This is a genomic window from Terribacillus saccharophilus (genome assembly GCF_000725365.1).
GTDB classification, from domain to species: Bacteria; Bacillota; Bacilli; order Bacillales; family Amphibacillaceae; genus Terribacillus; species Terribacillus saccharophilus.
In genome coordinates, this window is record NZ_CP008876.1 from 1,070,569 (window position 1) to 1,093,365 (window position 22,797).

22 protein-coding genes and 1 riboswitch are annotated in these 22,797 nt (G+C 40.0%); of the genes, 16 read left to right on the forward strand and 6 right to left on the reverse strand.

The genetic code is table 11. From position 1 onward, the window contains the following. Window positions 1-14 precede the first annotated feature (14 nt). The 12 genes from essC (at window position 15) to GZ22_RS05545 (ending at window position 13,052) form a co-directional block, all read left to right on the forward strand. Window positions 15-4,448 (forward strand): type VII secretion protein EssC, encoded by a 4,434-nt coding sequence (gene essC, locus GZ22_RS05490; RefSeq protein ID WP_038559630.1) that lies wholly within the window; start codon window positions 15-17, stop codon window positions 4,446-4,448. Between the two features lie 42 nt (window positions 4,449-4,490). Beyond that, window positions 4,491-4,829, forward strand: coding sequence for a hypothetical protein (locus GZ22_RS05495; RefSeq protein WP_051748071.1), 339 nt, complete (start codon window positions 4,491-4,493; stop codon window positions 4,827-4,829). 3 nt (window positions 4,830-4,832) lie between these two features. Then, window positions 4,833-5,135, forward strand: a complete 303-nt coding sequence (locus GZ22_RS05500; RefSeq protein ID WP_038559633.1) for a WXG100 family type VII secretion target — start codon at window positions 4,833-4,835, stop codon at window positions 5,133-5,135. Next, complete coding sequence (locus GZ22_RS05505; RefSeq protein ID WP_038559636.1) at window positions 5,132-5,836, forward strand: DUF5081 family protein; 705 nt, start codon at window positions 5,132-5,134, stop codon at window positions 5,834-5,836. The genes GZ22_RS05500 and GZ22_RS05505 overlap by 4 nt, the downstream gene beginning before the upstream one ends. A 3-nt stretch (window positions 5,837-5,839) precedes the next feature. After that, window positions 5,840-6,145, forward strand: coding sequence for a hypothetical protein (locus GZ22_RS05510; protein WP_038559639.1), 306 nt, complete (start codon window positions 5,840-5,842; stop codon window positions 6,143-6,145). Window positions 6,146-6,148: 3 nt separating this feature from the next. Then, window positions 6,149-7,930 carry a TNT domain-containing protein gene (locus GZ22_RS18830; protein ID WP_051748072.1) on the forward strand — a complete coding sequence of 594 codons (1,782 nt, stop codon included), beginning with the start codon at window positions 6,149-6,151 and terminating at the stop codon, window positions 7,928-7,930. Window positions 7,931-7,942: 12 nt separating this feature from the next. Then, window positions 7,943-8,551, forward strand: a complete 609-nt coding sequence (locus GZ22_RS05520) for a hypothetical protein (RefSeq protein ID WP_038559642.1) — start codon at window positions 7,943-7,945, stop codon at window positions 8,549-8,551. Between the two features lie 37 nt (window positions 8,552-8,588). Continuing rightward, window positions 8,589-8,975: a hypothetical protein gene (locus GZ22_RS05525; RefSeq protein WP_038559646.1), complete on the forward strand. Its 387-nt coding sequence runs from the start codon at window positions 8,589-8,591 to the stop codon at window positions 8,973-8,975. A 260-nt stretch (window positions 8,976-9,235) separates the two neighbouring features. Further along, entirely contained in the window at window positions 9,236-10,261 is a 1,026-nt protein-coding gene (locus GZ22_RS05530; RefSeq protein WP_038559649.1) for an ADP-ribosylglycohydrolase family protein, read from the forward strand. Between the two features lie 170 nt (window positions 10,262-10,431). Further along, the gene (locus GZ22_RS05535) at window positions 10,432-10,692 is read left to right on the forward strand and encodes a hypothetical protein (protein WP_038559652.1); all 261 of its coding nucleotides are present in this window, start codon (window positions 10,432-10,434) and stop codon (window positions 10,690-10,692) included. A gap of 169 nt (window positions 10,693-10,861) precedes the next feature. Next, on the forward strand, window positions 10,862-11,170 hold the full coding sequence (locus GZ22_RS17990; RefSeq protein WP_123921888.1) for a hypothetical protein: 309 nt from the start codon (window positions 10,862-10,864) through the stop codon (window positions 11,168-11,170). Between the two features lie 571 nt (window positions 11,171-11,741). Continuing rightward, the gene (locus tag GZ22_RS05545; protein ID WP_038559655.1) at window positions 11,742-13,052 is read left to right on the forward strand and encodes a DUF5068 domain-containing protein; all 1,311 of its coding nucleotides are present in this window, start codon (window positions 11,742-11,744) and stop codon (window positions 13,050-13,052) included. Window positions 13,053-13,220: 168 nt separating this feature from the next. Here the strand turns inward: GZ22_RS05545 and GZ22_RS05550 are convergent, their stop codons facing one another. Genes GZ22_RS05550 through GZ22_RS05570 form a run of 5 tightly spaced genes read right to left on the reverse strand, consistent with a single transcriptional unit; the run spans window position 13,221 to window position 17,442 of the window. Then, on the reverse strand, window positions 13,221-13,883 hold the full coding sequence (locus GZ22_RS05550; protein ID WP_038565704.1) for an SOS response-associated peptidase: 663 nt from the start codon (window positions 13,881-13,883) through the stop codon (window positions 13,221-13,223). A gap of 41 nt (window positions 13,884-13,924) precedes the next feature. Then, complete coding sequence (locus tag GZ22_RS05555) at window positions 13,925-14,662, reverse strand: energy-coupling factor transporter transmembrane component T family protein (RefSeq protein ID WP_038559657.1); 738 nt, start codon at window positions 14,660-14,662, stop codon at window positions 13,925-13,927. Further along, window positions 14,655-16,262, reverse strand: a complete 1,608-nt coding sequence (locus GZ22_RS05560; protein ID WP_038559661.1) for an ABC transporter ATP-binding protein — start codon at window positions 16,260-16,262, stop codon at window positions 14,655-14,657. The genes GZ22_RS05555 and GZ22_RS05560 overlap by 8 nt, the downstream gene beginning before the upstream one ends. Continuing rightward, window positions 16,259-16,837: an ECF transporter S component gene (locus tag GZ22_RS05565; RefSeq protein ID WP_038559664.1), complete on the reverse strand. Its 579-nt coding sequence runs from the start codon at window positions 16,835-16,837 to the stop codon at window positions 16,259-16,261. Before GZ22_RS05565 ends, GZ22_RS05560 begins: the two co-directional genes overlap by 4 nt. Continuing rightward, window positions 16,834-17,442, reverse strand: coding sequence for a YkoF family thiamine/hydroxymethylpyrimidine-binding protein (locus tag GZ22_RS05570; protein ID WP_038559668.1), 609 nt, complete (start codon window positions 17,440-17,442; stop codon window positions 16,834-16,836). The genes GZ22_RS05565 and GZ22_RS05570 overlap by 4 nt, the downstream gene beginning before the upstream one ends. Window positions 17,443-17,522: 80 nt before the next feature. Next, a riboswitch (TPP riboswitch) is annotated at window positions 17,523-17,627 on the reverse strand. Window positions 17,628-17,810: 183 nt separating this feature from the next. On the opposite strand from GZ22_RS05570, the gene GZ22_RS05575 reads away from it, so the two are divergent. Beyond that, window positions 17,811-18,755, forward strand: a complete 945-nt coding sequence (locus tag GZ22_RS05575) for a magnesium transporter CorA family protein (protein ID WP_038559671.1) — start codon at window positions 17,811-17,813, stop codon at window positions 18,753-18,755. Window positions 18,756-18,845: 90 nt separating this feature from the next. Further along, complete coding sequence (locus tag GZ22_RS05580) at window positions 18,846-20,111, forward strand: erythromycin esterase family protein (protein ID WP_038559674.1); 1,266 nt, start codon at window positions 18,846-18,848, stop codon at window positions 20,109-20,111. Between the two features lie 89 nt (window positions 20,112-20,200). On the opposite strand, the gene GZ22_RS05585 is transcribed toward GZ22_RS05580, so the two are convergent. Then, on the reverse strand, window positions 20,201-20,953 hold the full coding sequence (locus tag GZ22_RS05585; RefSeq protein WP_038559677.1) for a PAS domain S-box protein: 753 nt from the start codon (window positions 20,951-20,953) through the stop codon (window positions 20,201-20,203). A gap of 335 nt (window positions 20,954-21,288) precedes the next feature. On the opposite strand from GZ22_RS05585, the gene GZ22_RS05590 reads away from it, so the two are divergent. Next, window positions 21,289-21,579, forward strand: coding sequence for an immunoglobulin-like domain-containing protein (locus tag GZ22_RS05590; protein ID WP_038559680.1), 291 nt, complete (start codon window positions 21,289-21,291; stop codon window positions 21,577-21,579). A gap of 164 nt (window positions 21,580-21,743) precedes the next feature. Beyond that, on the forward strand, window positions 21,744-22,631 hold the full coding sequence (locus GZ22_RS05595; protein ID WP_038559682.1) for a TIGR01777 family oxidoreductase: 888 nt from the start codon (window positions 21,744-21,746) through the stop codon (window positions 22,629-22,631). Window positions 22,632-22,797: the final 166 nt, after the last annotated feature.

The following is a 22,797-nucleotide window of genomic DNA, read 5'->3' on the forward strand; positions in this document are numbered from 1 at the left end:
AGGACGTAATATAGATGGCACATAAAACACTGCTCGTAGCATATAAAGATAAACTTCATAAATGCCATTTGCCGGCACAATCCGGTCAGACCGTGATTATCGGGGATAGACGCAGGAATCAGGTGACTATAGCCGGACTGGCAACTGCAATAGAGCTGGAATGGGACGGACAGAAACTATCATATCAGCAGGAAGAAATTCGAGCTGCTAAACAAATAGGAGAACTGCAGCTCTATTTGGTTGATGCAAAAAAGTGCAACGTATTTGATATTGCTGGCCAACAATCTGTTACATTCGGTGCAGCGGATTACAATGATATTAGTAAACAGCATTGGCAAGCCGATTTTGTACTTCTGCGTGGAACGGGTGTGTCTGGTTTTCACTTAGATTTACGCAGCGGAAAGGTCTACCATAACTACCAACTAATCCAAGATGATGTGCAGGTGAAAGATGGAGATATCTTATTCGCAGATGGCGTCTTGCTGACAGTATATGGCGACACTATTGAAATTCAAACGAATGGAGATCTCGAATCCTCCTTAATGGAATTGATTGGCCAAGAAAAACCATATGGCGGGGAATATCCGGATTATCATCGTTCCCCGCGCATCATTTACCGGGAGCCCGAGGAGAAACGAACTATTGCTAAACCCGCCAGTAAGCCAAGTAAGCCGAGTGAGCAATTGGCAAGGAATATCGTACCACCCCTTGTTATGATAGCAGCTTTAATCGTTATTTCATTAATTCAGCCCCGCGGAATTTTCATTATTGTAATGGTAGTTGCTACTGTAGTTACGGTAATCTTTTCCATTACGTCTTATGTGAAAAATGTGCGCAAATATAAGGCTGATATGAAACATAGAGAAGAAACATATAAGCGATATCTGAAACGAAAAACAAAGGAACTTTATCATGCAAGTGAAGAACAGCGACATGCACTGCATTACCACTATCCTGATGTAGAGAAAATATCTGAAATGGCCGCTGCTACGGAAGCTCGCATATATGAGAAAACAGCTTACCACCATGACTTTTTGAACTTCCGTACAGGACTAGGAAGAGTGGATACAAGCTTTGAAATTACTTACAACGAGGAAGAATTCACGCAGGAACAAGATGATCTGGTAGATGAAGCAAGACAATTACTCGACCAGTTCAAGGAATTGCATAATGTTCCTGTTATTACATCACTGACGAAGGGACCGGTCGGTTATATTGGGCAGAGAAAGCTTGTACTGGAACAGCTTCAGCTGTTAGTGATGCAGCTTTCCTTATTCCACAGCTATCATGATCTTCAATTCGTTACAATCTTTCCAGAAGAAGAAAAGAAAGAGTGGGATTGGATGCGGTGGCTGCCGCATGCAAGTGTGCGAGACATCAATGTTCGCGGCTTTATCTACCATGATCGTTCCCGTGATCAGGTCCTGCACAGTTTGTATCAAGTACTAAAAGAGCGGAAGCTGCAAGTTGATGAAAAAAGCAATTCAAATGAGAAGCTATATTTCTCACCACATTATGTTGTGTTAATTACCGATGAGAAGCTGATACTGGATCACACGATTATGGAATTCTTCAATGAAGATCCAAGTGAATACGGTGTATCACTCGTCTTCGTTCAAGATGTGATGCGGGCATTACCAGAGCATGTAAAAACAGTAATCGATATTCGTGATAGCAATGACGGAAAAATCATTCTGGAAGAAGCAGAACTAGTAAACAAAGCCTTCAAGCCAGATCATTTTCCAAAGGATTTCAATAAGGAAGCTGTCTCACGAGCATTGGCACCGTTAAACCATCTTCAAAACTTGAAAAATTCTATTCCAGAACAAGTTACCTTCCTCGAGATGTATGGTGTAGAAAAGGTAGAAGAATTAGCGATTCAAGCACGCTGGCGTGCAAATGAGACCTATAAGACTCTCGCTGTACCGCTTGGGCTGCGAGGAAAAGAAGATATTGTCCAGCTGAACCTTCATGAGAAAGCACACGGTCCGCACGGATTGGTAGCGGGTACGACAGGATCTGGTAAATCGGAAATCATCCAGTCTTATATCCTTTCGCTTGCTGTAAACTTCCATCCGTATGAAGTCGCCTTCCTTCTGATTGATTACAAAGGAGGCGGGATGGCGAATCTGTTCCGTAAACTGCCGCATTTGATGGGAACGATCACCAACCTGGATCGTGCACAATCAATGCGTGCTTTGGCTTCTATAAAAGCAGAATTACAGAAAAGACAGCGTCTCTTCGGAGAGTATAATGTGAATCATATTAACCAGTATCAGAAGTTATTTAAACAAGGAAAAGCAGCTGAACCGATGCCGCATTTATTCCTTATTTCGGATGAGTTCGCCGAATTGAAATCCGAACAACCTGATTTCATGAAAGAACTTGTTTCTACAGCACGTATCGGACGTTCCTTAGGGATCCACTTAATTCTTGCGACGCAGAAACCAAGTGGTGTAGTCGATGATCAAATTTGGTCCAACTCCAAGTTTAAGTTGGCATTGAAAGTACAAAATGCAAGCGATTCGAATGAAATTATCAAAACACCAGATGCAGCGGAAATTACACTGCCGGGTCGCTCTTATTTGCAGGTTGGTAACAATGAAATCTATGAACTGTTCCAAAGTGCATGGAGCGGAGCGGACTATATTCCAGATAAAAATGATGAAGACCATGTGGATCTTACAATTTATAGCATCAATGACCTTGGTCAATACGATATCCTGACAGAAGATTTAAGCGGACTGGAGCAGAAAGAGTCTATCGAAAAAATTCCATCAGAGCTCGATGCTGTTATTGATCATATTGCTGATTACACGGAGCAGCAGCAGATAGAGCCGTTAGCACGCCCATGGCTACCGCCTCTTCCAGAGAAAATATTCGGACCGGAACTTCACCCAGTGGTATTCCGCGACGCATGGAAAGAACCGAAAAAACCTTTGGAGCTGGTGATTGGTTTACTCGATCAGCCAGAAATGCAGCAGCAGATTCCTCTTACACTGAACTTATCAAAAGATGGACATATCGCTGTATTTGCAAGTCCTGGATACGGGAAGTCAACATTCTTGCAGACAGTTGTCATGGATTTGGTTAGACAGCATAATCCGGAACATCTTCATGTGTACTTGCTTGACTTTGGTACGAATGGATTGCTGCCACTGAAGAGTCTGCCGCATGTTGCGGATACATTCCTCGTCGATCAAGTCGAGAAAGTAGGCAAATTAATCCGGATGCTAACTGGAGTCATGAAGCTGCGTAAACAAAAGCTGAGCCAATACAGCGTGGCGAACATAGGCTTGTTTGAAAAGGCAAGCGGAGAGACCGTGCCGAATATCTGTATTGTGATCGATAACTATGAGTCTGTCAGAGACAGTGATTTTGGTGATGATTTCGAGAAAGTTATCACACAAATTGCCCGAGAAGGTGCCAGCATCGGTATTCATCTGATTATCAGTGCCGGCCGCCAAAGTGCTATGCGCATGCCTTTACTCTCAAATATAAAGACACAAATCGCTTTGTATCTGATCGAGTCCAACGAAGCAAGATCAATCGTGGGGCGCACTGACATTGAAATTGAAGAAATCGCAGGTCGAGGCCTTGTGAAAATGGAGGAACCAGCATTATTCCAGACCATGCTGCCTGAACACGGAGAAGAAGCATTGGAGATTCTTGATCGGATTCAAGATTTAGCTAAAGACATGAACGAAGTGTGGGATGGTGATTATCCTGATGCTATCCCGATGATGCCAGAAGGTGTTGTGGACTTCTTAGAATTCAAGGAACAGCGCCGTACCAAACGGATATTGGAAGAGAAGAAAGTACCGCTTGGACTTGATTTTGAAGAGGTCTTGCCTGTTGCCTATAATCCAGAGCAATATGATCACATGACAGTCATCAGCGATCGGAAAGATGGATTAGATCGTATGATCAGATCTGTCGCTAAGAACGTTAGTTTACTGAAAGAAGTGTATCAAACGATTCTAATAGATACAGCTGATAAGGATTTGGAAAACATTGGGGAAGATATGCAGGCATATGTATCCGAAAGTATTGGAATAGCCGCAATCAAAAATGAAATTATCAATGAAATTAAACAACGAAATGTAGAAGGAACAGTGGAATCTAAATGGATCGTCCTAATTACAGACCTGCAGGACTTCACCGAACGCGCTGGACTAACGCTCGAAGAAGCGACCCTCATGATGGAAAGAGGCGGCAAAACCGGCATTCACTTTATCATCTGCAGTGACTACAACTATCTTGGCATGAGCTATGAGCAAGTACCAAAATACCTTCGCAGCCAAGCCATCTTTGGTCTCGTCGGAATGCGCTTAGGCGATCAGGATATTTTCAAGCAGCCGTTTATCCGCCAGGAAAAATATCCTGGACCGTACGAATGCTATGTAGCCATGGATCATCAGCATGTGAAAGTGAAAATCACAGAATAAGATTTAACTTCAACTTCCTTATGCTAAGAAAGGAGTGGAAACATGTCGATTTTATGGTTTAAGACAGATACGGAAAAGAAACGAGATGAGTACTTGAAGCTGTACCATAAGCTTGAGGATGCAAAGGCAGAACACGACAAGCTGGTCAGTGAAGCGGAGTCATATTTTTCATCCTATAAAGGAAGCACACCATGTATGGCGGAAGATGCTATTCCTAGTAATGACTTCATTCCAGCACAGGAAAGACTTGATAAGAAGCTGACAGATTACTTGGATAACGAAAAAGACTACCGCATTAAGCTAGTTACTGCTACTGACAGGGCGTACGAACGGTATCTTCATTATAAACGAAAAGCAATGGACGAGGCGAAGGAGGACTAAGGCGTGGCAAAGGATGTGATTATTGATCAAGCTGAATTGGACACAGCCAAATCATCAGCATCAAAGCTGAAAGAATCGCTAGATAATACCTATTCTCAGGGGGAAGCTCTGCTTTCCCTTGTGCAGGGTTCGAAGTGGGAAGGGAAGTCACGTGACAGCTTCCTTGCCTACTTGGAGCTGCTGCTTCAGTATCATGCTGACCTTAAGGATGCAGCTTCACTGCAAAAAAAGGCACTGGATAACATCGCTGATTATCAGGCTGACTTCCAAAACGACAACTTGGTGAAGGAAGTGAAAAGCCTATGACACAGACGGATATCGATACCTTTGATGTGACGGAGCTGTATTTGCTTGCTGCGGCGTTTGATGCAGAAGCATTATTTGGCTTGCCGGATAAGAAAATCTTTCAGCTACAAGGAGAGGAACCATGGAGCCAAGCGCATGCAAAGCTTATAAATAAGGGCGTCTTTGATAAAAAAGGTTCGCTGACTAAATCTGGCGCTGTCATCATTAAGACCTTGTATACATACTTTTTTAGCCAGAAATATGTTCGGATCAACAACCTTATGTTTGCTTTCAGAGAAAAAGAAGCGGAAGAAGTCATTATCCTTGTTGAAACTGCTGATAAGACTTACAAATTGTATGTCATGGCCAAACCGCTTGTTCTGAAACTGCTAGGAGAGAAAGTACCTCTACTGAACCGTGAACCAGCTGAAGAGGAGAAGAATTTCCTACAACGAGAACTGTCGCTTGAGGATAAGGATGCAATTAAAGAAATTGAAGTGACTAATGATATCGTCAATATAGAGCTATTTCATCCTCGTGTGAAACCGCAAATAAACACTAATCCGAATCATTACCAACAATGGCTTGTCCTGTCGAAGGACAAAAAGTTGATCATGATTGATACGACACAGAAACAGTATTACCAAGCAAGCCAGTACTGGTTCATGAAGGTTTTGTTCGATGCCTTGGACTTCCCGTATCGACAGAAAGTAGGGGTATGATAAATGGCCAGCGGAGCAATCACAGTCGATCCGATAGAGATTACAGATATTTATAAGCAGCTTATGGCAATCATGGAAGATTTACAGTCAAATGCTGTGCCAGCAATCGAGGATATAAAAAATACAAAATTCTATCAAGAAGGAAAAGCGATGGAAGCTATTGAGGCTTATCCTGAAGCGAATGAGAAGTTCATGGAGCTGCAGGATCATTATGCACGTATTTCCTCCTTGGTGATTGATACCTTAAACACAATGATCGAAACAGACGAAGCCATCGCTTTAAAAATCATTGATGCATTGGAGGTGTAATGCTTGGACGTTAAATATCGAAGCAGTCAATGGGAGAAAACAAGGGACAGCCTGCGAAACCTGATCGGACTTGGTGCTTGGGGCAAGGGCATGATCGATACAATGAAAGATATTACGGACAACTTGGACGAAGCAAGCGAGAAGGTAGCAAAGTATGATTCAGACGGTGTTGTCTCGTTCTCTTATACAAGCGATAAAAATAAGTATCAGCGTTTGTTTGAGGATTTTAAGGTATTAGAGGATTACAGCGGAAGTGTCGGAGATATTGTGGAGGACAAGATCGATCAGCCCTTTTATGAAGACATAGATGAATTTGTTCAGAAAGTACGCGATTCTTCCATATCCAACTACACGACCAAGAACCATATCGGTGCAACCGAAACAATCCCAATCTCTTATTACGGCTCCTATCAAGAATACACGACTGAGAAAACAGAAATCACCATAGATGATATACTAAGCGGGGATAACTACTACGCCGACCAGATCAAAGCATCTTTTGAGGAATGGAAAGTGCAGAATCCAGATGAGGATATCAGCTACGAGGATTACCGCACTGCTGCCGTTAATACGCGAGCCTTTGAATATGAATCGATTGAGGACGGGCAGTTTACAAAAGAGTTTTGGGTGAATATTGCAGCTTTAGTCGTCATCGTTGGCGTAACCGTTGTATGCCCGCCAGCTGGTGCAGTACTAGGAGCGGCTTATGCGACAGTGGAAATGGGTAGTGCAATCTCAGGACAAGACTGGGCTTCCGGCCGAGAGTTAGATACGACAGAACGCTGGACAAGGGGTATACTCGCACCTATTGATATACTGCCAATTGGAAAAGCTGTAACAACCTTTAGCGGAACTGCTCGTACGACAAGTAAAGTGATTGATGTGGGCCAATCTGCAAGCAAGATAAATAAAACGAATACAGCAGTGAAGCAAGTCGATAACGTAATCGAGTTGAAAATTCCAACAGAAAGACTGCATGTGAAAACACCTAGTACAGGAAGTGCTGCTGGACAAACAGATAATGTTGTTAGTCTGACAGAACATGCCAATAAGCTAGCATCTAACAGACTTCGTAATAGTCAGTGGGCTGTGAAGGAACAGGATAAGGTTCAGGAACTACAGAAAGTAGCTGGAGGTGAGAATCTCTCATTCACACATAATTTGGCTGGCGATGTAAGTCCTATTATGATGAAGAATGGAGATTCTAGTGTGAGTAGCGTAGGACCTGTAAAAGGTTCTGCCGAAGTTAATCCAGTGAGTAGTAACAATGTAGGAAGGATAGATTCGAAAAGCGCGAAAGTCTCTAGTGAGGTTAGTAAACAACTAGATGACATTGAGATTCCTGAAAATATGAAGAAATGGGATTACCCACCTAGTCAAGAATTATATAGAAAATATGAAAGCGTATATAAGAATCCAAAATATTATGATCAAGAAACAGGAGCAATTCATTGGCCGCCTAATGATGGATTTGTTTCAGGAACTCAGAAAACTGAGACATTACATACTGGAATGAGAATAGACAGATATGGAAACCCGGCAGGTTCATTCTTAGCTCCTGAAAGCGATTCGTTTCCAAGTAGAGCTTTGGCTCCGCATAGTGAACTAGCACCTTATTATGTATATGAGGTTACTGATGATTTTGAAGTAACTCTGGGTAAAATTGCTCCTTGGTTTGATCAGCCAGGTGGGGGAACTCAAATAATTAAATATAAACCAAATGGTCGTCCTTACTCGATAGAAGAATTAATAGAGCTTAAAGTTATTAAACAAATAAATCCATAAAGGAGTAAAAATATGGACTTAAGTAGTGTATATAAATTAATTGATAGTGAATTTAAAGTGCTTCAAAGAGAAAAAGATATTATTTGTGTTGCACCGGTAAGTGGAGAAGATTACCCTGAAACCACTATCAAGTTAACCTTAGATAAAGTAAGTAATATTTATGAGCTTTTTGAAGTTGTTAGAGGAAATGAATACAAAGTAGATTCATTTTCAGATGAATATAAATCCATAGTGGCACTTTATATTTTTTCAAAGAGTAAGTTAGAAGTAAGAAAATATGATGCAAATGTGCAAAATGAGATTGAGCAAGCAAAATCATTAAATCATATTCAAAAGATATTTAAAACCAATTTAGATGAGCAGTTTTATTCCTTTTTAGTACTAAAGCCAAAAAGAATACTTCTAGAAAAAGGTACAAACGATAAATATAATGTTCTGTTTTTAGGGAAAAGTGACACTAAAGTTTATATAGATAAGTCTAGAAAATTAAATAGTGCAGCAGTTGTTCTGTATAATTATTCTGTTAAATTAAAGCTATTTTATAATCTTGTTAATATAATTGAAGTGAAAAAGGATTCTGATTTTATAGAGACTCTAAGAGAATTATATCTTCTAGGTTGAAGAATTTTGAGGAGTCATTAGAGTTATATATGGGGCTATGAAAAATAATACTTTTGCGATATATGAGGGAAAAGAATATGCTGCAGGAATTAAAGCTGATGGAAAGATAATTTTGCGTTCCGAAGATTCCCAAGCTGAACTGTTTGGATTCGAAAATAAAACGATTGCCGATAACACCATATATGTAAAGTATGTCCATCAAAATGACATAGAAAAAATTTATAAGAAACGGATAGAAGCAATTTATAAAGGTTATAAATTTGAAGTGGTTGAAACAAGAGGTGACATGATATCCATTGTTACTATGACTGGTGATTATAAGATTTGGGAAAAATTAAGTATGAAATTGATAGATAAAGGTATTTATCAAAAGTGGATAAATAAAGATGATGCGATTATGAATGAAATAAAAGATAAGATTTAATTAAGTAATAAGAAAATAAACCTTGATAAGTTATTAAACTTTCAAGGTTTATTTTTAATTAACTAAGTACGGTAAAACTGTTTTGTCTTTTTTTTGTTATTCCACACTCCCTATCAGTTACAAAAGAGCTCTATTTAGCAAAAAATAAGTTTTGCTTTACATTTTAAAGATTTTTCATTCTTGATGTGTAGTAAAATTTATACAATAAAGAAGAGGCATATTTAATAGAAGTCATACAGTCTACAAAGGAAGGTGGAAGGATGTCAGGTAGAAGAATGGAAGATAGATGGAACGATGATAATAAGATAAATCTTAGTTTGAAAATAAAAAAGAGAGTACTTCCAACTATGTATGGCGGTATATTAGGAGATTTGATAGGTGTTCCAGTGGAATTTAAAAAAAGAGGTACTTTTAATATAAATGATATAACAGGATATGGAACTCATAATCAGCCTCCAGGAACTTGGTCTGATGACACTTCGCTGACTTTGTGTTTGATTGAAAATATTATTGAAAATGGTAATATAGATAATTTGATGGATAAATTTGTACGATACAGGGATTCGGGTTATTTTACACCTTTCGGTAAGACATTTGATATTGGTATCGCAACTAGTAAAGCTATAGAAAGATATAAAAATGAAGTCCCAGCACCAAAATGTGGTGGAGATTCTGAATACGATAATGGTAATGGAGCGATTATGAGAATAGCACCTATAGCATTTTTGCTTTACAATGACTTTAATTTTAAGAGGAAAGCAGAGATTATAAAAACATATACGGAAATTACTCATTCTCATCCTCGTGCTATAGTGGGGTCTATCATATTTGTCGAACTATTACTTAGGTTATATCATAATAATTCACTATCAAATGCTTTAAAGGGTATACAAAATTTGTTTGTTGAGAATTTTAACGAGGATCATGCTTACAGAACAGAATTACATCACTATAAACGAATCTTTGAAGAAGATTTCTTGAAATTACCAATCAATGAAATTGCTTCTGATGGATATGTAGTACATACGTTAGAGGCTGCGATTTGGAGTTTTGGGAATACCACCACTTTTAAAGAGGCAATACTAACAGCCGTAAATTTAGGTGATGACACAGATACTGTAGCATCTATTACAGGTTCTTTAGCGGGTATGTATTATAAGATGGGTCTTATTCCCAACGAATGGTTAGATAAGATAGTTAAAAAAGAATTTATAGATAATCTAATAAAAAAATACTATGAATTCTGTGCCGATAAGGCAGTGATGGAAGAGTACGGTAGTCTTTAATCATTTATGAATGGATCAAAGGAGTATGTCAGTAGCATGCTCCTTTTACAGCTATTGCAACTTTTCTTCAATAGAAGGATTTATTAGACAGAACCGAACAAATCGTTATGATTGTAGGTTGATTGCAACTAATCAGCTTTGAAACCTTAACATTATTAATGAGGTGATTTATGTTAATGGCTGAATTTATTGAAAAAATACAGGAAAGCAATCTAAATCTAGGTGAATTTCAAATTGAGTTGGACAAAATTTCAGATGAACCTTACATAATAGGATGTTTCTTTAATGGCAAGGTATGGACAGTATATAAAACTCGTGAACGGCTAGGACACTATATTATTAATGAATATAAGAATGAGTCTGATGCTTTTCATTATTTATATGATCTTGTGTTAGAACAGCATCGAAGAACAATTAGAATGGAAGCCTAAATGTGAGATGCATAAATTATTAAAACGGGAAGGTGTTGTTTTGGAAGAGGTTTCTACGGTGAATTTAACTATGCAGAGTAAAAATTAACTAAAGGAATGGATGGAAACTTAAAGATACTAACTCAGGATAGAAGTAAGATTGATGAGACTTTTGTAGATAAGTGTCAGAGTGGAGCTTAGAGTAGTAGAACCAAGTGAATTAAGGGATTGTGTGAAGATACAAGTCTACGGAGATATTCAAGGTAAAAAAGTTGAAGTTTTAAAGGAAAGAAATGATGAATACCAGGTTAGCACTGGTTCCTTACTAGTAGGAGAGGATCTAAAGTTGCCTAGAATTGATAGAGATGCATGGCTTCGGAGGGTACCTAAATCAGATGTTAAGCTTATTGAGGATATAATTCCATTCGACCCAAGCATTTTTAAAATTCGAAGAGATAGAGACACAATATTTATCACCTTAAAAAGGAGCATGCCATAGGTATGCTCCTTTCAATAGTCTCTATCTTAAAATTTGAAGCTAATCCTCAATATATTATAAGAAATTTACCTTAGAGACCTTACTATAGAAATCTATTAAACGTAGGAGCAGAACGAACTGTCATATCAATATTTATAAAATTGAGTTATTACATTGTAGTAGATCAGGAAGGTGCCTGATAGACAAATTATGAAGCTAATGAAAGAGCCAAAGGAATATTTCAGGGAAAAGAATGTCTATCTCAGAATAAATAAAACAGACCTTCTTTTTTCTTCAACATGAACACAACGTGCTTCCTTCACTAGCCTAGAGAAGCAGGGTTTATCCGCAAACTAAATTCACATTAGTTGATTATCTTTTCTACTTGAAATGTAGTGTTGAAGTGGTGGAAAGAGGTAAAAAACATTGATTTTATGCATTATAGAGCGATTTGGGTACTCTATACTACAAAGAAAGACAGAGAAGTCCCAGAAATGGAAAAGGAATATAGCGAAATTTACTTCTTTCTGCCGATATTGTCAGATTATAGAACATGTTACGCTTATTGTAAGTTTTGAACGGAGGTTGAACTATGAATAAAAAGTTAATGATTTTATTTGGTGCAATGCTTTCTGTATTCATTATCAGTGGATGTGGAGCTGATAATAAAGAAGCAAGCACAGAGGAGAAAACTGCTGCATCCGAGGAGAAAGCAGCGAGTGAAAATGACAGTGAAAATAAAAATGAAGAAACAGGTAGCGAAGAACCCGCTGCAGTTGATTCCGAATCTGGAGATTTTGCCGAACTAATTGATTATATGAAGACAACTACAGATGCGGAAGAAGCAACAGTTTTCTACGAGAGTACCGATCCACAAACCCACGATATGGATGGTGTTACAGCTTCTTTGGATCAATACTCCATTGTTGGTCTGAAAGATTTCCACACAGACTACAGCATTCCTTTCAATGATGAAACCAATGGTGCTGTCGTTCTAACTCAATATACGATTACGAATGATACAGATGAAGATGTTCACTACATGCCATCTATGTATATGAGTATTCCCGGAGCGACGCAGCAGTACAACAACTATAGAGAGATTCTTCCGGAAGAAGGACAATTACCTGTTAAGCTTAACCCGGATAATAAGTATCTGATTAAAGCTGGTGAATCTGTCACTGGTACTTATACATATCCCCTTGGTGAATCCGAGCTTTATGGAGCTATTGCGGCTGGTGAAGGTACAATCGAAGCACCAACAGCACAGACTGATCCGGATGATATTTCAACAGCAATCGGTCGGAAAGGTTCATTCATAATTGATTTTAGAAGCGTTGCTGCAGAGGAATCTGAATCTGCAGATACTGAAAATACAAGCAAAGAAAGCTCCACAGACATAAATGAAGGATTTTATGAGGATGCAACTACCCTTGAAAATATGGGTGAGAAAGCAATGCTAGATCAGAAAGAGGGTATCGGTGAAAGTCAGGAGCTTGGCGATACTACGGTAACGCTGGAAGGATACCAATTTACAGAGTTTACACCGAATATGGAGGAAGCACCACGGTTTGAAGATTTCAACGGAGTGGTCTTACTAACAGTGAATTTTGCACTGGATAACAAAACCGATGAAAACATTGGACTAGGAAGCATAAGCTCGACTTTAACAGTAGATGATTCCTGGTGGCAATTAAATGAAGGTATGCTAACTAACTATAGGATTTCTGAAGTGATAGAGAGTGGCGAATCAGGCGAATTACTCCAAGTGTATGTTCTCGATAAAGAAGAATACGACAAATTGTGGAAGGATAAATCCTTCGAGATAGAGATTGGTCCGATTAGAAATGAAGATGCTAAAGACATTTCTAAAGGAAAAGAAGCAGTATTTCAGCTTAAATAATATATACCGATCGGCAACTGCCGGTCGGTTTTTCGTTTTTTCAGTGATCGTATCTCCAGTTTAACCAGGGACTTATTATCAGCTGCAAAGAAGTTACATTGTTTGAAAACAAAAAGCTATAGTAGTTTAAAAGCTGAAAAATAAGAGCATGCCCCGGGCATGCTCCTTTCACAACGGATTAATCAATTCCTCACTATTATTTCGCGGCGAATTCACCAGCGTAGAAACAGGATAAGCAGTCAGTTCCTCAGAATAAGGTTTCAGCAATGACTGCAATTTATCTGGGTCTTGCTGTTCCCAATCGAGCCAGATGTCCTGAGAAGCAGATGAGAGTATAACCGGCATTCGGTTATGAATCTGCTGCATGAAGCTGTTGGCTTCGGTTGTGATGATGGTGCAGGTGAAAATATTAGAGCCATCTTCATCTTGCCATTTCTCCCACAGACCCGCGAATGTGAGGGGTGTTTTATCTTTGCGCTGAATGCGCATGGGCTGTTTTTTACCGTCTTCAGTTTTCCATTCGTAGAAGCTGTCAGCGGGAATAAGGCAGCGCTGTTTTTGGAAGGCTTTCTTAAAGCTGCGTTTTTCCAGAAGTGTTTCGGCTCTGGCATTGATCATTTTGCTGCCTATTTTCTTATCTGGTGCCCATGGTGGAATGAGCCCCCATCGCAGTGTTCCCAGTCGACGTTTTTTACCGTCATGGATGACTGCTGCAATTTGCTGCGTTGGTGCGATGTTGTAGCTTGGCTCGAGTTCTTCCATTTCTGAGACAGCATCATAGGTGCGCAGGAGCTCTTCCCAGGGAGTGAGTAATGTAAATCTGCCGCACATCTTCATCTCTCCTTTTTTCTCCATTATAACCCTTCTGCTGTTTACTGAAACGATTTGGAAACAATGATACATAGAACAATAGCACCTAGCATAACTGCAGCAAAGATCCAATCTATCCAACTTGTATGATAAGTACGGTAAAATGTTCGATCTCTTTCTCCTGTGAAACCCTTTGATTCCATGGCAATGGCTGTCCGTTCGGCTTTACGAATAGCGCTGGCCAGCAAGGGAATAGTGTATTGTTTGTATCGGCTGAATTTGCTTGTATTCGTTTTGGCTCCGCGAATAAGATGAGCAGAGCGAATTGTTGTTAACTCATCTTTTAGTAACGGTAAAAAGCGATAGCCAGCTAAAATACCGTATGCCAGCTTAGGCGAAACTCTGCATTGCTGAATCAGACTTAATATGAACGCCACTTTATCTGTCGTCAGGACGAAAAGCAAGGATAGCGTGCTATAGCTGAACACACGGATAGCTAATGCAAGTGCATTCTGTACTGTTTCTCTCGGCAAGTCCCAGAAGAGGAACTGCTGTGTGACAGATGGATTCTCCGGTGTCTTTGCAAATAGCAGAGTGGATACGAGCATACCGATTGCGAACAGAGTGAAGGGAAGCAGATAGAGGAGATACTTCCTTATTTGCACCTTCCCGAACAGCAATGTTACAGCGATCGTCCAGCCTATGTACAAAAGAAGTGCTAATGGATCAAAGAGAAAAGCGATAACGATTGCAGCTAGCGTCACTGTTCCTGCTTTGATGCTAGGGTTGATATTATGCATAGAGGCTGTCCTCCTGCATTCGCTTATAATAAGCATCTTTTGCAGGAAGGGAGAGCCCGTAGTCGGACAGATCTGTTTTCTTCCATATAGATGCAGGGTAGTTATCTTCTACTACACGCCCTTGATCAACAATCAAAACGCGTGAAGCGAAATGGTCGACAAGGTCCATATCATGCGTGATCATAATAATTGTGCATCCGCGCTGATGATGTCTCCAAATTAGATCCATCAATACTTCAGTAGTATGGCTGTCTTGGCCAAATGTCGGCTCATCAAGCACGAGGAGCTGAGGCTCTTGGACAAGCATGGTTGCTACGCTGAGTCGTCTTTTTTGACCTTGGCTCAAGGTAAAAGGATGCTTGTCGGCTTGATCAGCTAATTGAATTTCCTCCAAAGACTTCTGTATTTCTTCCTCGCTTACTGTCTGACCAAAGGCAAGCTCTCCATAAACAGAGTCGGTAAGGAACTGATGCTCAGGATTTTGAAACACATAACCGATTTGCTGATAAAGTTCATTGGTTTTCCAGCGACGAAGTTTTTTTCCGAGAAACTCGATATCCCCAGCTGTGGGCTTCAGCAATCCGGTTATCAGTCGAGAAAGAAGCGTCTTTCCGCTGCCGTTTTTGCCTGTAATGGCTATTAATTCTCCTTGTTGAATATCTAGGGCAGGGATATCTAGCAAGACTTTATCTTTATTGCGAAAGATAGCATTTTCTACGTGGACAATATACTTCTTGGTTTGCTTAATCTCTGGTGCTTCTGTTTGGAACTGCAAGCCGTGAGGGAGAAGGTCAATCGTAAGCGGCCAGGGCTTTGCAAGCTGTGCTTGCTTGGCTAGAAGAACAGCTTCTGGCAGCCAAATGCCGCGCTGCTGCATCTCCTCGTCATAGAGATTGACCGCCTCACGCAAGTCTCCGTCAAAGAATAGCGAGCCATCTCGATCCAGTAGCATCGTCCGGTTAATAATTGGAAGCCAGTAGTCAATATTGTGCTCGATGATAAAGAGTGTGATATCCTGCTGTTCTTTTAAGTGACGGATTGTTTTAACAAGATCCTTACTAGCAGCCGGGTCCAGATTGGCAGTCGGTTCATCTAAAATGAGTAAGCGAGGCTCCAGAGCCAGAACTGCTGCCAGTGCTAGTTTTTGTTTTTGCCCTCCGGAAAGGGTGTGGATTTGATCTTTTCTCCGATGCTGCAATCCGACAAGCGAGAGAACTCGATCGATTTCTGACTCCATCAAATCTGGAGAAATCTTCTTATTTTCTAGGCCGAAGGCAATCTCATCCTCTACGGTTAGCATACAGAATTGTGTTTCTGGATCTTGAAATACAGTTCCAACCTCTAAGTTGATTTTTCCGCTTTTGAATTCCTCAATATTGGATCCAGCAAAGGAGATATTGCCGCTCATCTTCCCGTCTAGTTCTTTTGGATACAACCCGTTCAAACAGTACGTGAGTGTGCTCTTTCCGGAACCACTAGGTCCAAGAAGGAGAATGCTGTCTCCTTGTTGTATCGTAAAGCTCAAATTAGTTAAGGTAGAGCAGCTTTCTTCCTCAAATGTGACAGTCAGCTGGTCAACTTCCAGAAGGGGCTGTTTCATCCTGCTTTTCGATGGCGATATGTTTTACCGAGCGGGAAGCTCGTCAATGTGCCAGTTTTCGCCAGCGCCTCACTGATTGCTTTGCCGATCAAGCCGCTTATGACAGCTCCGCTTATGATCCGGACAACTAGCATAAGTATCACGTAAGAAGGATCAAGAGCGACAAAGCCGCCGCGGAAATAACCCCAGATGAAACTTGTAATGGCAGCCCCAACACCAGCACCCATCAATACAAGAACATGATAAGAGCGGTAGCGTGTAATGGCAAATGCTGCTTCAGCACCAAGTCCTTGCACGATTGCAGAAAGAATGATGATTGGTCCGACACTGCTGCCGATCAAAACCTCGACAATACCAGCAATGGTTTCCGAAACAAGAGCAACGCCTGGTTTTTGAATGATATAAGCTGCAACGATCGAGACAAGAAACCATACTCCGAAGATGATGTCAGTTCCAATCGGTCCTATTAGTCCCATCATGACGACGTTGACCGGCAGGAATAAGAGATAAACTATGCCGAACACGACAGCAAGTGCTGCCATGACGACGATATCTTTCATGCGCCAACTTTTCATTTGATTACACCCTTAGCAGACGGACTGTTGGCTGACATTGTCACCGTCATAACAGTATGGGATGAACCAGACGCCTCAGTTTCAGTAAAAACATGCTCCAAACCATCGAAGACGTCAAAAGCATTGCCATCAAGTCGCGTGGAATAATGTGACTTGGAAACAGTGATTCCGCGAGAACGCATATTTTCAATCTGGCTGTAGATGGTGTCCATGTAATTTCCGCCTCCCAAAGGGTAAAGTGAGAATTTGGATGCTGTCTCAAGCTTGATATTTTTTACATTTGAAATATTGAGCTTTGTCTCGTCCTCGGCCATATAAACATCACCAGTAGAGTCACCAGGACAGCCGATGGAATATGTACCATTGAACACAACATGATCGCCATCTTTAGCTGCCGCTATGAAAATAGCAGAAGTGACATCGAATACGTGTGGAATTCTCCCGCGTACTAGTGTGGTTACATCATCAGTCTCAATCCATACTTTCGACGTATCTACAGTTTTCAATGCCTCTAATATTATTTCTTTGAACCTGTCTGCCATCGGATAAACCGAAAAACTGCAGCCGGCAATCCGGCTAGTTCCGCAATAATTTTGTGTTTCCATAATGATTTCCTCCTAATTTTTTGCATATAAAAAGCGACGGCACCATAGGGTGCAGTCGCAGAATATACAAAAGAAATAGGACAATTCTGGCTGCACTTCCCCACGCTGGTATTATCCAGATCGAGTTCAAAGGGTCAGAATCATTCGATTCCTCTCAGCCGTTACCAGCTCCCCCAGTGCGTCGCAAGCTTATGCAATTGATACATCTATAGTAAAAAAGATAGCTTAATTTGTAAAGGGTTTCTTGCTGAAACATTCTGATATTTAACTTTCCTTAGATATGAATCCCTCCAGTAAATGGATGGAGGGCAAAGGATTATCCTGCAGAATCTAGGGGAATTAGAAAAAGAAAAGATGGAGGGGAAAACATGGAGAAGCACGCTTTTTCAGGTACAGCATGGGAGTGGCTTCAGGTAAATGAGAAGAAGGATTTAGGGAGAAAAGACGAATTTAACACGTATACAATGGATATTCCATGGGTAGAGCATATACATGCTTCTGACACGAATAGTCTGCAAATGAAGACGACAGATCAGGACTCTCTTGCTCTTTGGGGCTCGCTCATATATGTACAAGAAGCACATAAAAAAGAAGAAAAGCATCTTTTTCACTTCTTTGTAAGAGAAAATACATTACTAACAACAGCACTTGATTTTAAGCTGCTGCCAACCACAACACAAAAAGAGATTCTCGCTAAAATGCAAAGTGCAACTAATGCGATTGAAGGCTTTATGATTCTTCTTGGGGAGATTGTTTCTGCTTTTTTACATAAAATTGATCAATACGAAGTCCGATTGAAGGATTTACTTTGGCAGGTAAAAGAAAATAATGATACAAAGCTGCTTAATAAAATTGCTGAAAACCGCCATGAAATACTAGTTTGGAAGAACTTTCTGATTCCATTCATTGAAGTTAAGACTGGCGTTGTAGAAGCATTTGGAGAAAAATATACGGAGAACGTGCATTTTAAACGAACAAATTATCGTTTTGAACGGTGTCAGAATCTTGTTCGAGCTTATGAAGAGGAAATCAGAGGTCTAATCGATTTTGAAGATGTTGTATCTTCTTTCAGAGGCAATGAAATTATGAAGACACTTACTGTTATGACTGTGCTTTTTACTCCGGTCATGGCGCTCGGTGCATTATGGGGAATGAACTTTGATAGTATGCCGGAATTAAGATGGAAATTCGGGTATGCCGGAGCTCTGATTTTGATCCTCATTTCAACTCTTTTAGTATATTGGTTCTTGAAGGCAAAAGGCTGGACGGGAGATATGCTTAAGTCGAAGAAGAAGCAGAAGTATGTGGATTAAAAAAAGCGAAGCGTTATAACTCAAGGTATTTTTTCATCTGATTTATCACAATTTAAACCTAACATAATTCAGAGTGAAAGTTGGGTTTGAATGGACTTAAAGGTCATACAAGCAATCAAAAAACACGCAATTCCGTTAACAGGTGAAGCAGATTTAAGTATCATCAATGAAAAAGCAGGAAGTGCAAAATTTGTTTTGTTGGGAGAATCATCCCATGGAACGTCTGAGTTTTATACCGTACGTGCGGAGATAACCAAAAAGCTGATTACAGAGAAGGGTTTTACCTTTGTAGCAGTGGAAGGTGACTGGCCGGCATGTCAGGCTGTAAACCGATATATTAAAGGTTACGATACAGAGAGCACATCAGCTAGGGATGTCCTCAGCAGTTTTAATCGATGGCCAACATGGATGTGGGCGAACGAAGAAATTATCGATTTGGTAGAGTGGATGAAAGAATACAATGAAAAGCATGATGTGCAGCCGAAAGTCGGCTTTTACGGAATAGATATGTACAGTCTTTGGGAATCCATGGAGGAAGTAATTGCTTATTTAAGTAAGATTGATTCTCCTGACGTGGAGATAGCTAAAAAAGCATTTACTTGTTTTGAACCATTCAACAGGGACAACCAAGAATATGCTGTTTCTGCTGGTTTGTATTCGGAAGGCTGTATTGACCAAGTAGCCAAGCTTTTGACAACGATTCAAAAAAAGAAAGACCAGTATCCTTGTGAAGAAGAGCTCCGTCTGAACCTGGAGGTTAATGCGCTCGTAGCATATAATGCAGAGCATTATTATCGTTCTATGGTTGTCCGTGATGAGGAATCTTGGAACATAAGAGATACCCATATGGTACATGCGTTGAATGAAGTAATGAAGTTTTATGGATCAAAAGGTAAGGCGATCGTTTGGGAGCATAACACACATGTTGGAGACGCCCGGGCCACAGATATGGCGCATAACGGCATGGTCAATGTAGGAGAGTTAATGCGACAGCAAAATGCTCCTGAAGATGTTTATGTTATAGGCTTCGGTACACACAGCGGAACTGTAATAGCTGCGGATGAATGGGGAGTCAATCATGATGTAAAGGTTGTTCCAAAAGCAGTTAGGGGATCATGGGAGGACCTCATGCACCGAGCCGGCGCACATGATAAAATGCTTTTTTTCGATAAAGAAAATGAACATTTATTCCAGCAGAAAATCGGACATCGAGCGATAGGTGTAGTGTATCGTCCGGAGTTTGAACAGTTCGGTAATTATGTGCCCTCTCATATGGCCCAGCGGTATGATGGGTTTATTTATATTGATGAAACAAATGCTTTAAGGCCTTTGGCAGTTGAGAGGGTTTTACTTTAAGGTAATATATTTAAAGAGGAGCCGTTAAAATGTCGGCTCCTCTTTAAATAGGATTGAAATGATTTATTAGAATAAGAGGGAGCTCTAAATCAATGTATTCCAAGGTAATCTAAAGCATCCTTTACTGTAGACATTGTTGGTGAGGATAACAAGCTAAGATCCATTTCAACAGCTTCTATCGCAAGCTCTGGTCTTATACCAGTAAAGATAGACTTTATACCGAGCAGAGACAGAACGTGATTAATCTTGAAGAGATAATCTGTTACAACTTTATCAAGTTGTAAGATACCTGAGAAATCAATAATTAAACATTGCACATCCTGCTGCTTTGCTTTAAGGGGAACCAGTTGTAAAAGCTGTCTTGCACGCTCCTCGTCTATCGAACCAACTAAAGGTAGAATAGCTATACCGTTTAAAAGAGGCACTAGGGTAGCTGAAAGTTCATTGATTTGGTTCATCATTTCCCTGCTTTTCCTCTCGGCATCTTTCTTGTAAGAGATATCCCTGACATATGTTTGGATAGCCTGCGTATCCTCAATGAAAACAGGATGACAGTATAATTCCACATCTGCTGTTGTACCGTCCAGTTTGAAGATTGATTCCTCTATCACCTCGGCAGGCTTGGCATATGCCGATTGGATTCTTTTATGTATCGCTGATTTTGAAGTTTCATGAAATATATCTAATGGACTTGCTCCGATGATGTCTTCACGTTTTCCTTTGAAGAAGACTTCAGCAGCATGGTTAACATAAATTATCTTTAGATCTGTATGTACAATTAAGGGATCCAATGAATATTCAATTACTTCGCGATAATTAATTTTCGATATGTCTTCACTCATTTTTATCCCCTCCTAGAGAAAGTATAGTGAACTTTGGATACGTTAACAAGTCAAGTATCTTTTGCTTTGAGTTTACAGAGAGTGATTCTAGCAGATTATCTTTTCATTTAATAAAAAAGATTGTAGAGAATTAAGAGCTTTCTCTTCAGTCTTTTTTTTCTCTTTTAATAAATGTACTAGTCCAAGCCGCGTCATCTAGCTGCTCACTTCATGCCCGGATTCGGCAGCCCATTAGAGAAGGGATAGAGTTCGTAAATTAAATCTATTTTTAATTTAATTGGGTATTTTTGTAAGGGGAGTGTGTGATAAAGTTTACGTATGGAGGTGGAAGCTAGGTGAAACAAATCATTCTTCTGTTATTGTTAATCTTTCTATCAGGGTGTGGTGGAATAGAGCTTGAGCCTAGTAAGTACACAGATGAAATAACGACTACAGAAGATGTACTCCTTGAGATAGAAGATGATAGTCTAAATTCTGAAGAAGGTTTTATATTTCGGATACTAAATAATAGTGACACTTTCATTACTATAGGTCGTGAATATGTACTTGAAAAATATGATAAGAAGAGAGAAGAGTGGTTACATATACCGCTTAAAGCCAATATTGGTTTTCAAGCGGATGCATGATTATTGATTCTGGATCTGAAACCAGTTTTTTTGCATCATTCGATACTTTCAATTACAACTTTCCAAAAGGTGATGACCGCATTATAAAGGTTCTGTCTTCAGAAGGAGATGGAATATTATTGTATGATGATTTCAAAATTGATAAGTAAGAAAGGAGTCTATCTATGAAAAAAGTAATCATAGCTGGAGGGACAGGGTTTATTGGGGACTTCTTACAAAAGAGATTTCAGGAATTAGGTTACGATGTCATCATTATCTCAAGGCAAAAACAACACATTAATTGGGAAGATAGATTGTCCATACAAAGAGCATTGGAAGGCGCTGAACTTCTCATCAACCTTGCGGGTAAATCTGTGAATTGTCGATATAATGAAAAAAATAAGCAAGAAATAATGAATTCAAGGGTAGCAACTACAAAAATCTTAGGTGAGGCTGTCCAGTCCTGCAGCAATCCGCCCGAACTCTGGATCAATAGCAGTACTGCAACCATTTATCGTCACGCAGAGGATCGTCCGATGACAGAAGCTGAAGGGGAGATAGGGTCGGGATTTTCAGTTGATGTTGCTACCAAATGGGAGGATACATTCTTTTCATATAAGCTGCCAGAAACAAGGCAGATTGCTTTGCGAATTGCTATTGTATTGGGTAAAGGGGGCGGAGTCATGACCCCGTATCGGAATTTAGTGCGTTTCGGTTTAGGCGGGATTCAAGGTTCAGGAAAACAGATGTTCAGCTGGATACATATTGAAGACTTGTTTCAAATTACACTCTTTTTGAGAGATAAGAAGAAGTTGAGCGGTGTTTTCAATTGTTCTGCACCGCAACCTGTTACAAACCGTGCATTAATGAATAAACTAAGACATGAAATGAATGCTCCGATCGGCTTGCCCGCCCCTAAGTGGTTACTGGAAATAGGATCCGTTTTTATTCAGACTGAAACTGAGCTGGTTCTAAAAAGCCGCTGGGTCATCCCTGATCGATTAGAACGAGAAGGTTACAATTTCAGATTTAAAACACTTGATCATACCTTACAAGACATTCTGAATGTATGAACCTTCTGCAAAAGTAAACTTTTTTCAGGTAAATAATAAATTTGAACAAAATTACGGCATCAATGTAGCTATTGATTACTAACATCTCAAAAGAACTTCTACAGAAGTTCTTTTATTTTTCAGCTGCTAAATAACTTGGTAAACAATTCAGGAGCTTGGTACCTAC